Annotated in this window: 15 protein-coding genes and 1 pseudogene; 4 read left to right on the top strand and 12 right to left on the bottom strand. The window is 71.8% G+C overall.

The features are described from left to right. Positions 1-102 precede the first annotated feature (102 nt). The 3 genes from PYS65_RS13870 to afsQ1 form a co-directional block, all read right to left on the bottom strand. Positions 103-792, bottom strand: a complete 690-nt coding sequence (locus PYS65_RS13870; RefSeq protein WP_279334273.1) for a hypothetical protein — start codon at positions 790-792, stop codon at positions 103-105. Continuing rightward, positions 789-2,561 carry an ATP-binding protein gene (locus tag PYS65_RS13865; protein WP_279334272.1) on the bottom strand — a complete coding sequence of 591 codons (1,773 nt, stop codon included), beginning with the start codon at positions 2,559-2,561 and terminating at the stop codon, positions 789-791. Before PYS65_RS13865 ends, PYS65_RS13870 begins: the two co-directional genes overlap by 4 nt. Positions 2,562-2,859: 298 nt before the next feature. After that, positions 2,860-3,537 (bottom strand): two-component system response regulator AfsQ1, encoded by a 678-nt coding sequence (afsQ1, locus tag PYS65_RS13860; protein ID WP_279334271.1) that lies wholly within the window; start codon positions 3,535-3,537, stop codon positions 2,860-2,862. Between the two features lie 253 nt (positions 3,538-3,790). Between afsQ1 and PYS65_RS13855 the strand changes: the two genes are divergently transcribed. Then, on the top strand, positions 3,791-4,540 hold the full coding sequence (locus PYS65_RS13855) for a SigE family RNA polymerase sigma factor (RefSeq protein WP_279334270.1): 750 nt from the start codon (positions 3,791-3,793) through the stop codon (positions 4,538-4,540). Between the two features lie 175 nt (positions 4,541-4,715). Here the strand turns inward: PYS65_RS13855 and PYS65_RS13850 are convergent, their stop codons facing one another. Then, the gene (locus tag PYS65_RS13850) at positions 4,716-5,381 is read right to left on the bottom strand and encodes a uridine kinase family protein (RefSeq protein ID WP_279334269.1); all 666 of its coding nucleotides are present in this window, start codon (positions 5,379-5,381) and stop codon (positions 4,716-4,718) included. A 127-nt stretch (positions 5,382-5,508) separates the two neighbouring features. Here PYS65_RS13850 and PYS65_RS13845 point away from each other — a divergent pair, with 127 nt between their 5' ends. Continuing rightward, the gene (locus tag PYS65_RS13845) at positions 5,509-5,847 is read left to right on the top strand and encodes a hypothetical protein (protein WP_279334268.1); all 339 of its coding nucleotides are present in this window, start codon (positions 5,509-5,511) and stop codon (positions 5,845-5,847) included. A gap of 60 nt (positions 5,848-5,907) precedes the next feature. Here PYS65_RS13845 and PYS65_RS13840 read toward each other — a convergent pair. Then, positions 5,908-6,114 (bottom strand): annotated as a pseudogene (locus tag PYS65_RS13840) (DUF397 domain-containing protein); the annotation flags it as partial. 209 nt (positions 6,115-6,323) lie between these two features. Between PYS65_RS13840 and PYS65_RS13835 the strand changes: the two are divergent. Then, the gene (locus PYS65_RS13835) at positions 6,324-6,587 is read left to right on the top strand and encodes a hypothetical protein (protein ID WP_279334267.1); all 264 of its coding nucleotides are present in this window, start codon (positions 6,324-6,326) and stop codon (positions 6,585-6,587) included. 174 nt (positions 6,588-6,761) lie between these two features. On the opposite strand, the gene PYS65_RS13830 is transcribed toward PYS65_RS13835, so the two are convergent. From PYS65_RS13830 to deoC, 4 genes are all read right to left on the bottom strand, one after another. Beyond that, on the bottom strand, positions 6,762-7,484 hold the full coding sequence (locus PYS65_RS13830; protein WP_279334266.1) for a hypothetical protein: 723 nt from the start codon (positions 7,482-7,484) through the stop codon (positions 6,762-6,764). 103 nt (positions 7,485-7,587) lie between these two features. Next, positions 7,588-8,478 (bottom strand): aldehyde dehydrogenase family protein, encoded by an 891-nt coding sequence (locus PYS65_RS13825; RefSeq protein WP_279334265.1) that lies wholly within the window; start codon positions 8,476-8,478, stop codon positions 7,588-7,590. Then, entirely contained in the window at positions 8,471-9,907 is a 1,437-nt protein-coding gene (locus PYS65_RS13820; RefSeq protein ID WP_279334264.1) for an aldehyde dehydrogenase family protein, read from the bottom strand. Before PYS65_RS13820 ends, PYS65_RS13825 begins: the two co-directional genes overlap by 8 nt. A 5-nt stretch (positions 9,908-9,912) precedes the next feature. Next, positions 9,913-10,866 (bottom strand): deoxyribose-phosphate aldolase, encoded by a 954-nt coding sequence (gene deoC, locus PYS65_RS13815; RefSeq protein ID WP_279337943.1) that lies wholly within the window; start codon positions 10,864-10,866, stop codon positions 9,913-9,915. Between the two features lie 112 nt (positions 10,867-10,978). Here deoC and PYS65_RS13810 point away from each other — a divergent pair, with 112 nt between their 5' ends. Further along, a complete protein-coding gene (locus PYS65_RS13810) occupies positions 10,979-11,704 on the top strand; it encodes a PH domain-containing protein (RefSeq protein WP_279334263.1) in 726 nt (241 codons plus the stop codon). 98 nt (positions 11,705-11,802) lie between these two features. Here the strand turns inward: PYS65_RS13810 and PYS65_RS13805 are convergent, their stop codons facing one another. The 3 genes from PYS65_RS13805 to PYS65_RS13795 all read right to left on the bottom strand — a co-directional run bounded on the left by PYS65_RS13805 (position 11,803) and on the right by PYS65_RS13795 (position 15,099). After that, entirely contained in the window at positions 11,803-13,491 is a 1,689-nt protein-coding gene (locus PYS65_RS13805; protein ID WP_279334262.1) for a phospho-sugar mutase, read from the bottom strand. A gap of 71 nt (positions 13,492-13,562) precedes the next feature. After that, the gene (locus PYS65_RS13800) at positions 13,563-14,387 is read right to left on the bottom strand and encodes a purine-nucleoside phosphorylase (protein ID WP_279334261.1); all 825 of its coding nucleotides are present in this window, start codon (positions 14,385-14,387) and stop codon (positions 13,563-13,565) included. A 220-nt stretch (positions 14,388-14,607) separates the two neighbouring features. Then, positions 14,608-15,099 (bottom strand): gamma-glutamylcyclotransferase family protein, encoded by a 492-nt coding sequence (locus PYS65_RS13795; protein WP_279334260.1) that lies wholly within the window; start codon positions 15,097-15,099, stop codon positions 14,608-14,610. Positions 15,100-15,182 lie beyond the last annotated feature (83 nt).

Here is a 15,182-nt window from a genome sequence, read left to right as displayed (position 1 = left end):
ACGCGGTGCCCGGCGGGATCGGTTCCGGCAAGTGCCCCGTTCGCCGGGTGAGGCATGCGCCACAGCCTCGCCGGCCGCGGCCCGTGGCACCCGCCTGCGGGGTCATCCCCCGGTGACCGCCGTGGACGGGGGTTCCGTGCCGCCCGGGCGGGCCCGGACCTCGTCCGTGCACCGGTAGCGGCGCGGCGGTCCGTCGTCCCGGTCGCCCAGCACCACCGAGCCGTCGCCCTCGGCCGCCGCCGAGTCGGAGAAGGTGCAGACGATCTGCGCCAGCGCGTAGGACGTCAGGCTCCCCGGCGCGGAGCTCAGGCGCAGCGTGTCCTCCGGGTCGCCGGACCGCGGACCGCTCACGGTCATCCCGCCCCGTACGTTCGTCGTGTACCCGGCCTCCTTCTCGGCGGGCGTCGGCGGCGCCGAGAGCTGGTCCAGCAGGCCCTGCGCCACCAGGGCGCGCCGCTGCCCGGAGTCCGCCGAGCCCTCCGGCACCCGTACGGTCCGGTCGACGGCCGTCAGCGACGAGCCGCAGAGCAGGAACACCCGCACCGGCAGGCCCCGCGCGGGCTGCGCCGCCCCGCCCGTCTCGGCCTGCGAGCAGCGCACCCGGGAGGGTGCCGGACCGAAGTCGGTCGGCACCTCGGTGGCCCGGATCCCGCACCCGGCGAGCAGGACACCGAGCGTGGTGACGGCCAGCAGCCCCGGAAGCCGCCGTGTGCCGCGTGCACCTCGTGCACCTCGTGCACCGCGTATGCCGCTGGTGTTCGTCGGGCGCGGAGCCGTCCGGCGTATGTTCATCGGGCGTCCTCGGCGTCCTCTGCGTTGTCGGTGTTCTCGGCGGAACCGTCGTCCCGCTCGGTCAGGGCGGAGACGTCCCGCGGCAGCCGCAGCGTGAACACCGCCCCGCCCTCGGGGGAGTTGACCGCGGTGATCTCACCCCCGTGGGCGTGGGCGTTCTCCAGCGCGATGGACAGGCCCAGACCGCTGCCCTCGGAACGCGGCCGGGAGGCACTGGCCTTGTAGAAGCGGTCGAAGACATGCGGCAGGACGTCCTCGGGGATGCCCGGCCCCTGGTCCCGTACCTCGATGACCACCGAGCCTCCGGGCAGGGTGCCTCCGTCCTCGGTGCCCGTACCGAGGTCCTCCCCGGCGCCGCCCTCGCGGGTCCCGCCGTCCTTGCGTTCCCCGCCGTCCTTGCGTTCCCCGCCGTCCTTGCGTTCCCCGCCGTCCGAACCGCCCTCACCGGCCTCGTCGTTCACGGGGACCGCGCCGTCGCCGCCGTCCTCACGGTCCACGCGCACCGACACCCGTACCGGCGAGCCGCCGTGCTTGAGGGCGTTGCCTATGAGGTTGGCCAGGATCACGTCCAGTCGGCGCGGGTCGATCCGGGCGTGGATGCCGCGCTCCGCGTCCCACTCGACCGCGTCCAGCCAGGCACGGGCGTCGATGCAGGCGGTGATCTGGTCGGCGATGTCGACGTCGTCGAGCACGAGGCGGGCGGTGCCCGCGTCGAAACGGGTCACCTCCATCAGGTTCTCGACCAGGTTGTTGAGCCGTTGCGTCTCGCTGACCACGAGCCGTACGGCGGGCTCGATCATCGGGTCGATGCCGCCGCCCTCGAACTCCAGCTCCTCCTCGAGGACTTCTGTCACCGCCGTGATCGCGGTCAGCGGAGTGCGCAGTTCGTGACTCATGTCCGCCACGAACCTGCGGGACGCCTCGTCCCGCGCGGCCATGTCGGCCACCCGTTTCTCCAGCGCCTCGGCCGCCTTGTTGAACGTCCGGGACAGATCGGCCAGTTCGTCCGTCCCCGACACCCTCAGCCGGGTGTCCAGTTTGCCCTCGCCGAGCCGCCGGGCGGCGATCCCGAGCCGCTGCACCGGCTTCAGCACGGTCGTCGCCGCGGCCTGCGCCAGCAGGGCGGAGCCGATCAGGGCGAGACCGGTGGCGATACCCAGCGACCAGGCCAGTGAGTTGAGGTCCTTGGCCTCCGGCTCCAGTGACTTGAGCATGTAGCCGGTCGGCCCGCCGCCGATCGTCCGGGTGCCCGCCACCAGATAGGGGGTGCCGCCGTGGACGGTCCGCTGCCAGTACAGGCGGTAGGGGTGCTTGTTGGTCGAGGTGATCTTCTGCCGCTCGTTCACCGCTTTGCGCAGCGAGGCCGGCACGTCCTGGGTCGAGAAGCCGCTCAGCCCGCCCGAACTGCCGTACACCGTACGGCCCTGCGGGTTCTCGGCGATCAGCAGCACCGAGAACCGCTGACTGCTGTTGGCCATCTGGCCCGCGGTGTGCTGCAGTTCCTCCTGCGTCGGATGCTCCGGCAGCGCCCCCGCCCGGTTCTGCATCTCCTGCTCGAAGTCGCCCAGCACCGCGTCCTGGGTGCGGGTGAGCACCGCCTCGCGGTTGAGCCAGTACGCGATGCCCGACGCGGACACCGCGGCGGTGAGCGCGACCAGCCCGAACACGACCACCAGCCGAAGCCGCAGACTGGTGAAGCGCAGCCGGGACCAGACCCCCTTGCGTGCCGCGGACCAGCCGCGGGAGCCCTTCTGGTGCTCCTGTGGCACGTGGCGCTCCTGTGTCACGGAAACCTCCGGGGACGCTCCCGGCTGCAGCCAGGGAAGGAATCGGGCTCTTGCGGGGCAGGGCAAGGAACAGGCTGTCGCCCCGAAGGCGAAAGGCCGCCCACCTGGTCGGGCAGGGTGACCCGTGTGCGGTGCGCGAGCCGGGCACGCGCACCCTGTGTCCTGACGGGTGACCGGGCAGGTCCCGTCCCGGCCGGTGCGGAGAGCGCCGGACTCGTCCGCTCGCCGAGCGGACGAGCTGCTCGAGCCGGGAACCCCTCTGCGGTGGCCGGGGGAGGGTTCAATGAGGGGGATCCAGTCGGTAGCCGACACCGCGCACGGTACGGATCAGGGTCGGGGACGACGGCACGTCCTCGACCTTGGCGCGCAGCCGCTGGACGCAGGCGTCCACCAGACGCGAGTCGCCCAGGTAGTCGTGCTCCCACACCAGCCGCAGCAACTGCTGCCGGGACAGCGCCTGGCCGGGCCGCCGGCTCAGTTCGAGCAGCAGCCGCAGCTCGGTCGGGGTCAGCTGGAGGTCCTCGCCGTTCTTCGTCACGGTCATCGCCGAGCGGTCGATGACCAGGCTGCCGAAGGTCGCCGCGTCGTTGGACTCCCGCTCCCCGCGGCGCAGCACCGCCCGGATCCGGGCGTCCAGCACCCTGCCCTGCACGGGTTTGACCACGTAGTCGTCGGCACCGGACTCCAGGCCGACCACCACGTCGATGTCGTCGTTGCGCGCGGTCAGCAGGATGATCGGCAACTGGTCGGTGCGCCGGATGCGCCGGCACACCTCGAATCCGTCGATGCCGGGCAGCATCACGTCCAGCACGATCAGGTCGGGCCGTTGCTCGCGCAGCAGCTTCAGTCCGTCCTCACCGCTGGCAGCGGTCGCCACTCGGTGGCCCTGGCGCGTGAGTGAGAGCTCCAGGGCCGTGCGGATGGCGTCGTCGTCCTCGATCAGCAACAGGGAAGGCACGGGCTCATTCTGTCCCATGGAGGGCTCCCGGTTCGACCCGTGGGGGCAGAAGCCCGTGCGACCCACACAGGGACGGCCACGTGCGCCGACACCCGTCAGGGCGCCGTGGTCGACCACCGGAGCCCGGCGTGGCGGCCCCTGTGACAGCTCTGTGACAGTCGGCGGACACGGCCATGAAGTCGCCCGGGCAGGATTTTCGTCACCAGCACAACAGCACACGAAGACACCGGAAGTCCACGACGGGGGGCGCGAGATGAACACGCTGCACGGCACCAGCTCCAGCGCAGTTGTCACGCGTCTGCACGACGTGCACCGAGCCGGTGAGAAGTCCGGTGCCCTGGGCAAACGGGGGTGCGCTCGCGGTGCCGGGCGTCATACCGCCTACAGGGCGGTGATCGACGCGCCCACGGGGGAAACGAACACGGGGGAGACGCACGGGGGAAGCGGGTACGGGGAGGCAGAGGGGGAGCGCCGTTCGCTGTCGGAGGTGGAGTTCACCACCTACGTCCAGGAGCGACGCGCCTCCCTGTACGCGACCGCCTACCACCTGACCGGCGACCGCTTCGAGGCCGAGGACCTGCTGCAGAGCGCGCTGTTCTCGACCTACCGGGCGTGGGACCGGATCAGCGACAAGGCCGCGGTCGGCGGATACCTCCGCCGCACCATGACCAACCTGCACATCAGCGCGTGGCGCCGCCGCAAGCTGAACGAGTACCCGACCGAGGAGCTGCCGGAGACGGTCGGCGACACGGACGCGATGCGCGGCACCGAGCTGCGCGCGGTGCTGTGGCAGGCGCTGGCCAGGCTGCCCGAACTCCAGCGCACCATGCTGGTCCTGCGCTACTACGAGGGCCGCACGGACCCGGAGATCGCGGACATCCTCGGCATCAGTGTCGGCACGGTGAAGTCGAGCATCTGGCGGTCGCTCCGCCGGCTGCGCGAGGACGAGGTCCTCAGCTTCGGCCGTGACCGGGAGGACGCCTTCGGCGAACTGGTCGCCTGAAGGTACGGGGGAACGGGGGAAACCGGGAACCGAGGGGATCGGGGGATCTCCGAGGGGACCGGGGGACACAGGGGGGAAGCACGGGGGACGACGGGGGAGCACGAAGGGGCGGGACTGGAGGGCCGGGGGGCCTTTCCGGTCCCGCTTTCGTGCGTACGCGCCGGAACCGCCCCGGCTACGCCGACTGCGCGGCCGACCTCGCGCCGGAGTCCTCGGTGCGTGTGCTCGCCCCGCCGCCGGCCCCCGCCGCCGCCAGGCGGCTCAGCGCCTCGTCCCGGTCGCAGGCGTACGCGCCCAGCTCCGTCTGGCGGGCGATGATCGTCCGTTCCTGCCGCATCAGCCGCCAGCCGCGCCGCAGGAGGAACGGCACCGACTTGCGCCCCTCCCGCAGATCCCGCAGGAACCGCCGCCGGAACGTCTTCACCGGGCCCCGGCTCAGGCACAGGGCGTCGGCGAGCAGTCCCCGTTCACGGCAGCGGGTGACGATCTCCGCGGCGAAGATGCCCTCGGCGATGAACAGCGGAGTCCCGCCGATGTCGACGGTGACCTCACCCGTACGGGCGCTCAGTGAGATGTCGTAGACGGGAACCGGCGTACGGCGCGCACGGCACAGCCGCTCGATCGCGGCGACGGCGACGTCCGCGTCCCAGGAGTCCGGATGGTCCCAGTCGATGTCGGAACTCCCCGCGACCAGCGGGAGAGTCGGGTCGTCGGCCTCCTTGTAGAAGTCGTCGAGCCGCAGCACCGGAAGGCCGGCGCGGGCCGCGAGAAGGGACTTGCCGGAGCCGGAGGGGCCGCAGAGCAGCACGACTCGCGCGGGTATGGGCGACTGGGAACTCACGGGACACCAGTCTGATGCATCAGCCGGGCGGCGGACGCCGCGCGGTACGGCTTTGAAGCACGCATCACACATCAACTACGCTTCGCAGCGAACTGATCACCCAGCGAAGGCGATAGGTGGCACTGCGATGGCCCGACACAAGGCACCCAAGACGCCGACCGCCCCACGCGCGCTGGCAGTCCTCGCGGCAGCGGGTGCGGCGCTCGGCCTGGGTGCGGCCACGGCGTCGGCCGCAGGCTCCGAGACGGTCCTCGACGACGCCGGCCAAGTCGTCGGCACGGTCGCGGACCTCAAGCCCAACCCGCTCGCCGGCACGGGCGTCGACCCGCTCGACAACGGCGTCGGCACCCAGGTCGCCGACTTCCAGCCGGTGGACTCCCGATCGGTCACCGGCCCGGTCACCCAGGCACCGTCGGTCGGCAGCATCCCGGTGGCGGGGGAGGCGACGGACACGCTGAGGGGCTGACCTCTCGTCCGCCTTGCAGGGAGCTGTCCTTGATGCCATCGGTGAACGCTGCCAGGCCGCTCCGTCCAGCATCAGGACGGGGCTGGTGGCGTTCTTGCTGTCGCGGACGGGAACCGCGCCGGGGAAGTCGTCGCGGACTTCGGCGCATTCACCCCCCACCTGGCCGTCGCTGTAGGAGGACTTGCGCCAGTGTTGGCGGCGCAACTCGATGCCGTACAGGTCGCGGGTGGAGCCGACGGGTTCGAGGTTCCGGGCGGGCTGGGTCATTGCGGTCGGTGCTCCTTCGCCGGGTGCCGTGTCGGGTGTGCCGACTCGTTCCGCATCTCCGGGAGAACGGGCCGTCCGTCAGCGGTAGTCGTGCTGGGTGACGGTGTGCGGGCGAACGGTGAGTATGTGCAGGTGGCGGCTGTTCCGTAACCCGGTTGGGAACACCGTCACCCTGGTCGGCGACCGTCGCTCACCGTGACGCTTGAGGTGTGAACAGTGAGCGGCGGCAGGTCGCACCAGGTGAGACCCGGCTCCCGCTCGGTGAACTCGCCCACGACGTACGGCAGGACAGGCGCGGGATCGTCATGGGCCACCAGGACGGGTTCGTATGGCTGCGCCCCGAAGGTGGTGGCACTGAGCGGGCGGTGCTGCCCGCCGACGTGCGACCGTTGCATGTCCGGGAACGTGCGGAGCCACTGCTGCGGACCCGGATCGCCAGGGCAAACGCCCGCAGCAGAGGGGAGGTTCTCTGACGGCGGCGGCCACGGACGAGGTGGAAGACGCCGAACGAGCGTGTGGGGAGCTGCGCCACGCGCTCGGGGCGGTGGGAGTGACATTGCCGTCCCTCGGGCGACGTCGCCGGAGTCCGGGCTGCTCCGTACGTGAGTTGTGGCCTGCTGTTCGTGACCCGAGTTCGGTTGCGCCGCTCAGACGAGAGGGCGATGGGCGGACTCGTACTCGTCCGCGATGATGAAGACGCTGGCACAGCGGGGGCATTCGGCCCGGCCGTAGAGATGGGCGATTCCGTCGGCGAGCCTGGATTGTCCGTCACGGACGGCGATCTCGTGCATCCGACGACCGGTGCCGGAGATCATCTCCGAGAGTGCCGGCTTCAGGTCACGTCGGTCCACGTCGCCCAGGTTCCAGTCCCGGATCGCTGAATAGCGTCCGTACCCACCGATGGCGATCGTTACCGCTACAGCGCAGTGAGGGCACGCGACCTCGTAGAAGTCGTCCGAGAAGTCGCCCAGGACCGCACTCCAGTGGTAGTGCCCTTCGGCTGCGATCAAGTCACGGAAGGCCGTGAGGTAGTCGTCCGGCCGTGAACGCAGGTGCCGATCGAGCAGCCCGCGGAACTCCGTGATCGCCTCGGCGCAGCCTGCCAGCAACTCGTCGCAGCCGTGGTCTCCTGCCCCGCACCGGATGATCGCCCCCGCCAGCCCACGCGCCCGGGCATTTTCCGACGCCAGACGCACCAGACGCGGCAGCGCGGCGAAACTGGCGGGGAACACCAAGTCGGACTCGAGGTTCAGCCGGTAACCCAACTCGTCCCACGCCGCGGCGTCGTCCTCGCGTTCGGCCCGCGCCAGGAGTTCGGGGACGCGATCGACGTCACCGTAGGAGTCGTACATCTGTGCCCAGTTCGTCACCTGAGCATTTAACCGCCCTGAGCTGCCGGGGAGGGGAGTCCGTTCCCTTCCGGCAGTCGGTCGTCGGGTCCCCGTCCTGGTGGGGACGGGGACCTGACGGGCGTCAGTAGGCGGAGCCCGAGGCGCCGAGGGAGCCGGTCGGGTGCCAGACGGTCTTGGTTTCCAGGAAGGCCGACATGCGGTCCGTGCCCGGGGTTGCAGACCAGTTGTCCACAGGCTGTGGACGCAGGACGCGCTTGAGGTTGTCCGCCGCCGCGATCTCCAGCTCCTTCGCCAGCTCCTCGTCCGCGCCCGCGAGGTCGATCGCGTTGACGTCCATGTGGGCGGCGAGCGGGGTGGCGATCTCCGCCGTGCGGCCGGAGAGGATGTTGACCACGCCGCCGGGGAGGTCGGAGGTGGCCAGGACCTCGCCCAGGGAGAGGGCGGGCAGCGGGGACCGCTCGCTCGCGATCACGACCGCCGTGTTGCCGGTGGCGATCACCGGGGCGACCACCGAGACCAGGCCCAGGAAGGACGACTCCTGGGGCGCCAGGACGGCGACCACACCGGTCGGCTCGGGGGAGGACAGGTTGAAGTACGGGCCCGCGACCGGGTTGCCGCCGCCGACCACCTGGGCGATCTTGTCGGTCCAGCCCGCGTACCAGACCCAGCGGTCGACCGCCGCGTCCACCTGCTCGGCGGCCTTCGACTTCGACAGGCCCTCGGCGGCCGCCACCTCGCGGACGTACTGGTCCCTGCGGCCCTCCAGCATCTCCGCGACGCGGTAGAGGATCTGGCCGCGGTTGTACGCCGTCGCGCCGGACCAGCCGCCGAACGCCTTGCGCGCGGCGACCACGGCGTCACGGGCGTCCTTGCGGGAGGAGAGGGGGGCGTTGGCCAGCCAGTTGCCCTTGGAGTCGGTCACCTCGTACACCCGGCCGCTCTCCGAACGCGGGAACTTCCCGCCGACGTACAGCTTGTAGGTCTTCAGTACGGAAAGTCGTGCGTCAGACATCGAGGTACGCCTCCAGGCCGTGGCGGCCGCCCTCGCGGCCGAAGCCCGACTCCTTGTAACCGCCGAACGGCGAGGTCGGGTCGAACTTGTTGAACGTGTTGGACCAGACGACACCCGCGCGGAGCTTGTTCGCCACCGCCAGGATGCGGGAACCCTTCTCCGTCCAGATGCCCGCCGACAGGCCGTACGGCGTGTTGTTGGCCTTGGCGACGGCCTCGTCCGGGGTGCGGAAGGTGAGCACCGACAGCACCGGGCCGAAGATCTCGTCGCGGGCGACCGTGTGCGCCTGGGTGACGCCGGTGAACAGCGTCGGAGCGAACCAGTAGCCGTTCTCCGGGAGTTCGCAGGCCGCCGACCAGCGCTCGGCGCCCTCCGCCTCGCCCTGCTCGACGAGCGAGGTGATGCGTTCGAGCTGCTGCGCGGAGTTGATCGCGCCGATGTCGGTGTTCTTGTCCAGCGGATCGCCGAGGCGCAGCGTGGTGAGCCTGCGCTTGAGGGAGTCCAGCAGCTCGTCGTGGATGGACTCCTGGACGAGCAGGCGGCTGCCCGCGCAGCAGACCTGGCCCTGGTTGAAGAAGATGCCGTTGACGATGCCCTCTACGGCCTGGTCGATGGGGGCGTCGTCGAAGACGATGTTGGCGCCCTTGCCGCCCAGTTCGAGGGTGAGCTTCTTGCGGGTGCCCGCGACCGTGCGCGCGATCTGCTTGCCGACGGCGGTGGAGCCCGTGAAGGCGACCTTGTCGACGTCCGGGTGGGCGACCAGCGCGGCTCCGGCGCGGCCGTCGCCGGTGAGGATGTTGACGACGCCCTTGGGGAGACCCGCCTGGCGGCAGATGTCCGCGAAGAAGAGCGCCGAGAGGGGGGTCGTCTCGGCGGGCTTCAGGACGACCGTGTTGCCGGTCGCCAGCGCCGGGGCGATCTTCCACGCCAGCATGAGGAGGGGGAAGTTCCAGGGGATGACCTGGCCCGCGACGCCCAGAGGGCGCGGGTCGGCGCCGTAGCCTGCGTGGTCGAGCTTGTCCGCCCAGCCCGCGTAGTAGAAGAAGTACGCGGCGACCAGGGGGATGTCCGCGTCGCGGGTCTCCCTGATCGGCTTGCCGTTGTCGAGGGTTTCGAGGACGGCGAGTTCGCGGCTGCGTTCCTGGATGATCCGGGCGATGCGGAAGAGGTACTTCGCGCGCTCGGAGCCCGGGAGCGCCGACCACTTCTCGAAGGCCTTGCGGGCGGCCTTCACGGCGCGGTCGACGTCTGCCTCACCGGCTTCGGCGACCTCGGAGAGGACCTCCTCGGTGGAGGGGGAGACGGTCTTGAAGACCTTGCCGTCGGCCGCCTCGGTGAACTCGCCGTCGATGAACAGGCCGTACGAGGAGGCGATGTCGACGACCGAGCGGGACTCGGGCGCCGGCGCGTAGTCGAAAACAGGTGCCATGGTGATCAGTCCACCGTCACGTAGTCGGGGCCGGAGTAGCGGCCGGTGGCCAGCTTCTGGCGCTGCATCAGCAGGTCGTTCAGCAGGGAGGAGGCGCCGAAGCGGAACCAGTGGTTGTCCAGCCAGTCCTCGCCGGCGGTCTCGTTGACCAGGACGAGGAACTTGATCGCGTCCTTGCTGGTGCGGATGCCGCCGGCCGGCTTCACCCCGATCCGGACCCCGGTCTGCGCGCGGAAGTCGCGGACCGCCTCCAGCATCAGGAGGGTGTTCGCGGGCGTGGCGTTCACCGCCACCTTGCCGGTCGAGGTCTTGATGAAGTCCGCGCCGGCCAGCATGCCGAGCCAGCTCGCCCGGCGGATGTTGTCGTACGTCGACAGCTCGCCCGTCTCGAAGATGACCTTGAGGCGGGCGCTCGTCCCGCAGGCCTCCTTCACGGCGGTGATCTCGTCGTGGACCTTCAGGTAGTTCCCCGCCAGGAACGCCCCGCGGTCGATGACCATGTCGATCTCGTCCGCACCGGCGGCGACGGCCTCCCGGACGTCGGCCAGTTTGACCGAGAGCGGGGCGCGGCCGGCCGGGAAGGCGGTCGCGACGGAGGCCACCTTGACGGTGGAGCCGGCGACGGCCTCCTTCGCCGTGGCCACCATGTCGGGGTAGACGCAGACCGCGGCCGTGGCCGGGGCGGTGCGGTCGGTCGGGTCGGGGCGGACCGCCTTCGCGCCGAGCGCCCGGACCTTGCCCGGGGTGTCCGCGCCTTCCAGCGTCGTCAGGTCGACCATCGAGATGGCGAGGTCGATGGCGTACGCCTTCGCGGTGGTCTTGATCGAGCGGGTGCCGAGCGAGGCGGCGCGCGCCTCCAGGCCGACCGCGTCGACACCGGGCAGCCCGTGCAGGAAGCGGCGCAGCGTGCCGTCGGACGCGGTGACGTCACTGAGAGCGTGTGGTGCAGTGGAGGACATGGTCACCAGCCGAGCATATCTACGCGCGTAGCGGCTGTACAGCCCTCCCACCCGTTTCCGGTCCGCCCACCACCCGCCGGTGCGTGCGGACCCGTCGGGCAGAATCGGGGGCATGAACACCCCAGCGCAGCAGCCGTCCGGCCCGGAGCCCGAGGGCGGGCACGAGTCCGAGGGCCCCGAGGTCAAGGACCGGGTGTACCGGTCGACCTCGGGCATCGCCGGTGGCGTGCTGCTGCTGGCGATCGTCGGCTGGCTCTGCGTCGACGCCGTGGCCACCGGCGAGGGCCGGGCCCCGTGGCTGGCGCTCGCCACGCTGCTGGCGATCGTGCCCCCGGTGGTCGCCTACACCCTGCTGCCCGCCGTGTACGCCGGCGACGACCGGCTGCGCGTCCGCAACCCCTTCCGCACGATCGTGCTGCCCTGGGGCCGGGTCGCCACGCTGCGCGCCGGTTACACCAACGAGGTCGTCTCCGACGCCGGCACCAAGTACCAGCTGTGGGCCCTGCCCGTGTCCCTGCGGGCCCGTAAGCGGGCCGCGCGGCGGAAGATGCGGGCCACGGGCGAGCGGGCGCAGGGCGTCGACGTCCGCACCGCGGGGCAGGCCCCGGGGGCGGGCGGCGTGTCCCGGCGCGGGGGCGCCGGGTCCGCGCCGGGCGGGACGGAGGCACCGGAGCGGGCGCCGAGCGACCGCGCGATGGACGAACTGCGCGAGCTGCACGAGAACCGGCAGACCGCGGAAAGCGCGCAGGGCGAGGTGAGCGTGCGCTGGTCCTACGAGATCCTGGCCCCGACGCTCGCCGGGGTGATCCTGCTGACGGTCCTGCTGGCCGTCACCTGAGCCCGGCAGAACGACGGGAACGACGGGAGGGGGTCCGCAGAACTGTGGACCCCCTCCCGTCGTTCGGTTCCAGCCGGTTCCGGCCGGTTTCCGGTCGCTCAGATACCGGCCGCCGTCTTCAGGTCCTGCTTGAGCGCGGTCAGCAGGGCGGTCGCCCTGGCGCGGGCCGCGGGCAGGCCGGCCCGGTCGGTGACCGGGACGACGACCTCCAGGTAGCACTTCAGTTTCGGCTCCGTACCGCTCGGACGGACGATGACGCGGGCACCCTGGAGGGTGTAGCGCAGGCCGTCGGTGGGCGGGAGGGTGTCCGTGCCGCGGGTCAGGTCCTCGGCCCGGGTGACGGGCAGGCCGGCCAGGGCGGTCGGGGGGTTCTCGCGCAGGCGGCGCATGGCGTCCGCGATGAGCGACAGGTCCTCGACGCGGGCCGACAGCTGGTCGGTCGCGTGCAGGCCGTGGGTCACGGCGAGGTCGTCGAGGAGGTCCAGGAGGGTGCGGCCCTCCGCCTTCAGCTCGGAGGCCAGCTCGGCCAGGAGCAGCGCGGCCGTGATGCCGTCCTTGTCGCGCACGCCCTCCGGGTCGACGCAGTAGCCCAGCGCCTCCTCGTAGCCGTAGCGCAGGCCCTCCACCCGGGCGATCCACTTGAAGCCGGTCAGGGTCTCCTCGTGCGGCAGCCCCGCCTGCTCGGCGATACGGGCGAGGAGGGTCGAGGAGACGATCGACTCGGCGAATGTGCCGGTCGCGCCGCGCCGGACCAGGTGGGCGGCGAGCAGGGCGCCGACCTCGTCACCGCGCAGCATGCGCCAGTCCCCGCCGCCGGTGCCCTCCCCGCCGGGGTCCTTGACGGCCGCGGCGCAGCGGTCGGCGTCCGGGTCGTTGGCGATGACCAGGTCGGGTTCGACCTCGCGGGCCTTCGCGAAGGCCAGGTCCATCGCGCCGGGCTCCTCCGGATTGGGGAACGCGACGGTGGGGAAGCCGGGGTCGGGCTCGGCCTGCTCGGCGACCAGGACCGGCTCCGGGAAGCCGGCCCGGGCGAACGCGGCGAGCAGGACGTCCTTGCCGACGCCGTGCATCGCGGTGTAGACCGTGCGGGCGCTGCGGGGGGAGCCCTCAGCCAGGACCGCGTCCGTACGGGCGAGGTAGGCGTCCAGGACGGAGTCGTCGAGGGTCTGCCAGCCGGTGGTGGGGCGGGGCACGTCGTCCAGGGACCCGACGGCGGCGATCTCGGCGGCGATCTCCGCGTCGGCCGGGGGGACGATCTGGGACCCGTCGCCGAGGTACACCTTGTAGCCGTTGTCGCGGGGCGGGTTGTGGCTGGCGGTGACCTCGACCCCGGCGACCGCGCCGAGGTGCCGGATGGCGAAGGCGAGCACCGGGGTGGGGAGGGGGCGGGGGAGGACGGCCGCCCGGAGACCGGCGCCGGTCATCACGGCGGCGGTGTCCCGGGCGAAGTCCGCCGACTTGTGCCGGGCGTCGTAGCCGATCACGACGAGGCCGGCCGTGTCGTCCCCGTGGGGGATCCCCTGCTTCCTGAGGTACGCGGCGAGGCCGGCGGCGGCGCGGATGACGACGGCGCGGTTCATGCGCATCGGGCCGGCGCCCAGTTCGCCGCGGAGACCGGCGGTGCCGAACTGGAGGGTGCCGCTGAAGCGGGCGGCCAGTTCGGCGTCGGCGCCGTCCGTGGTGCTCCCGGTGCTCCTTTCGAGGAGTGCCGCGAGCTCCGCACGGGTCTCGGGGTCGGGGTCCTCGGCGAGCCAGGTGCGGGCCCGAGCGGTCAGGTCGTCGTGCACGTGTCGGTCAGCCTCTCGAGTGGTCGGTTGAGTCGTCCCGTCCCGCCCCCGCCGCCGGGGGCCGCGGGCGGTTACAGGCGGCCCAGTACCTGGGTCAGGAGGGTGCCCATGCGGGAGGCGGAGTCCCGGCCCGCCTGGAGGACCTCCTCGTGGTTGAGCGGTTCACCGGTCATACCGGCGGCGAGGTTGGTGACCAGGGAGATGCCGAGCACCTCCGCGCCCGCCTCCCGCGCGGCGATGGCCTCCAGCACCGTCGACATGCCCACCAGGTCCGCCCCGATCACCCGTGCCATGCGGATCTCCGCCGGGGTCTCGTAGTGCGGGCCGGGGAACTGGGCGTAGACGCCCTCCTCCAGGGTGGCGTCGATCTCCTTGCAGAGGGCGCGCAGCCGGGGGGAGTAGAGGTCGGTGAGGTCGACGAAGTTGGCGCCGATGATGGGGGAGGTGGCCGTGAGGTTGATGTGGTCACTGATCAGGACCGGCTGGCCGGGGCGCATGCCCTCACGCAGGCCGCCGCAGCCGTTGGTCAGGACGATCGTCTTGGCGCCGGCGGCGACGGCGGTGCGCACGCCGTGGGCGACGGAGGCCACACCGCGGCCCTCGTAGTAGTGGGTGCGGCCCAGGAAGACCAGGACCTGCTTGGCGCCGAGGCGGTACGAGCGGATCTTGCCGCCGTGCCCCTCGACCGCCGGCGGCGGGAAGCCGGGCAGCTCGGTGACCTGGAATTCGGCGTCGGGCGAGCCGAGGGCGTCCACGGCCGGCGCCCAGCCGGAGCCCATCACGAGGGCGACGTCGTGGGTCTCGGCGCCCGTGAGCTCGCGCAGGCGCGCGGCTGCGGCGTCGGCTGCGGCGTGGGGGTCGCCCTGGATGTCGTCCGGAAGAAGAGAAGCGTTCACGCGGATGAGGGTAGCCGGTCTTCGCCTACGCGCGTAGATGTCAAAGCTCACGGGCTTGCGATCGTTGTCTTGTCGTTTCCGAGCAGACCTTGCCGGATCGGTTCCGACGAGGCCCTGCCGGCTCGGGTCCGATCCGCCGGGCAGGCGTCAGGCCGGACAGGCTCCAGGCCGGACAGACTCCAGGGCGGGCGGGTTTCGGCGGCCCGGTTCGGGCGCGGGTTCAGCAGGGGCGTTTGCGCAGTTCCATCACGTAGTCGTGCGGGGCGCCCGCGGATTCCGCCGCGTCGGCGATCTCGCCGAGGTAGCGGGCCGAGGGGAGGCCGCCCTCGTAGGCGTTCAGGACGTAGGTCCAGGCGGGTTCCTCGCCGTCCAGGGTGTGGACGCGGACGCGGGTGCGCCGGTGGATGTCCAGGCCCGTGCCCTCCCAGTGGTCCAGGGACTCCTCGTCCATGGGGGCGATGTCGTACAGCGCGACGAAGACCTGGGCGAAGTGGTCCTCGACGATCGTCGCGAGCGCGCCGCCTCCCGCGGCCGGGTCGGTGGGCTCGGCGGGGCCGGTGGGCCCGCTCGGCCAGTGCACGCCGAGGTTCTCGCCCCCGAAGGTCAGCCGCCACCCGTTCAGCCAGCCGGTGGCGCGCAGCGGCGAATGCGGGGCGCGGCGGGACATCAGCCGCGCGTCGAGGTTGCCGGCGTACGCGGCGTAGAGCGACATGGGGGAGAGCGTACGGCAGCCGTACCGCGGGCCTCTCCGGTAACGGAGGAGCCACGGGGACGGCCCCCGGACGGTCGCACGGT

Source organism: Streptomyces cathayae, assembly GCF_029760955.1.
Lineage (GTDB): Bacteria > Actinomycetota > Actinomycetes > Streptomycetales > Streptomycetaceae > Streptomyces > Streptomyces cathayae.
Note: the sequence above shows the minus strand (reverse complement) of the source record. Positions and strands in the feature narration are given on the sequence as shown.

Bases quoted from the DNA above. Each gene is read 5' to 3' on its own strand.
- PYS65_RS13820 (WP_279334264.1), bottom strand. From the start codon at position 9,907: ATGGCACCTGTTTTCGACTACGCGCCGGCGCCCGAGTCCCGCTCGGTC.
- PYS65_RS13810 (WP_279334263.1), top strand. From the start codon at position 10,979: ATGAACACCCCAGCGCAGCAGCCGTCCGGCCCGGAGCCCGAGGGCGGG.
- PYS65_RS13855 (WP_279334270.1), top strand. From the start codon at position 3,791: ATGAACACGCTGCACGGCACCAGCTCCAGCGCAGTTGTCACGCGTCTG.
- PYS65_RS13845 (WP_279334268.1), top strand. From the start codon at position 5,509: ATGGCCCGACACAAGGCACCCAAGACGCCGACCGCCCCACGCGCGCTG.
- PYS65_RS13870 (WP_279334273.1), bottom strand. From the start codon at position 792: ATGAACATACGCCGGACGGCTCCGCGCCCGACGAACACCAGCGGCATA.
- PYS65_RS13795 (WP_279334260.1), bottom strand. From the start codon at position 15,099: ATGTCGCTCTACGCCGCGTACGCCGGCAACCTCGACGCGCGGCTGATG.
- PYS65_RS13825 (WP_279334265.1), bottom strand. From the start codon at position 8,478: ATGTCTGACGCACGACTTTCCGTACTGAAGACCTACAAGCTGTACGTC.
- deoC (WP_279337943.1), bottom strand. From the start codon at position 10,866: ATGTCCTCCACTGCACCACACGCTCTCAGTGACGTCACCGCGTCCGAC.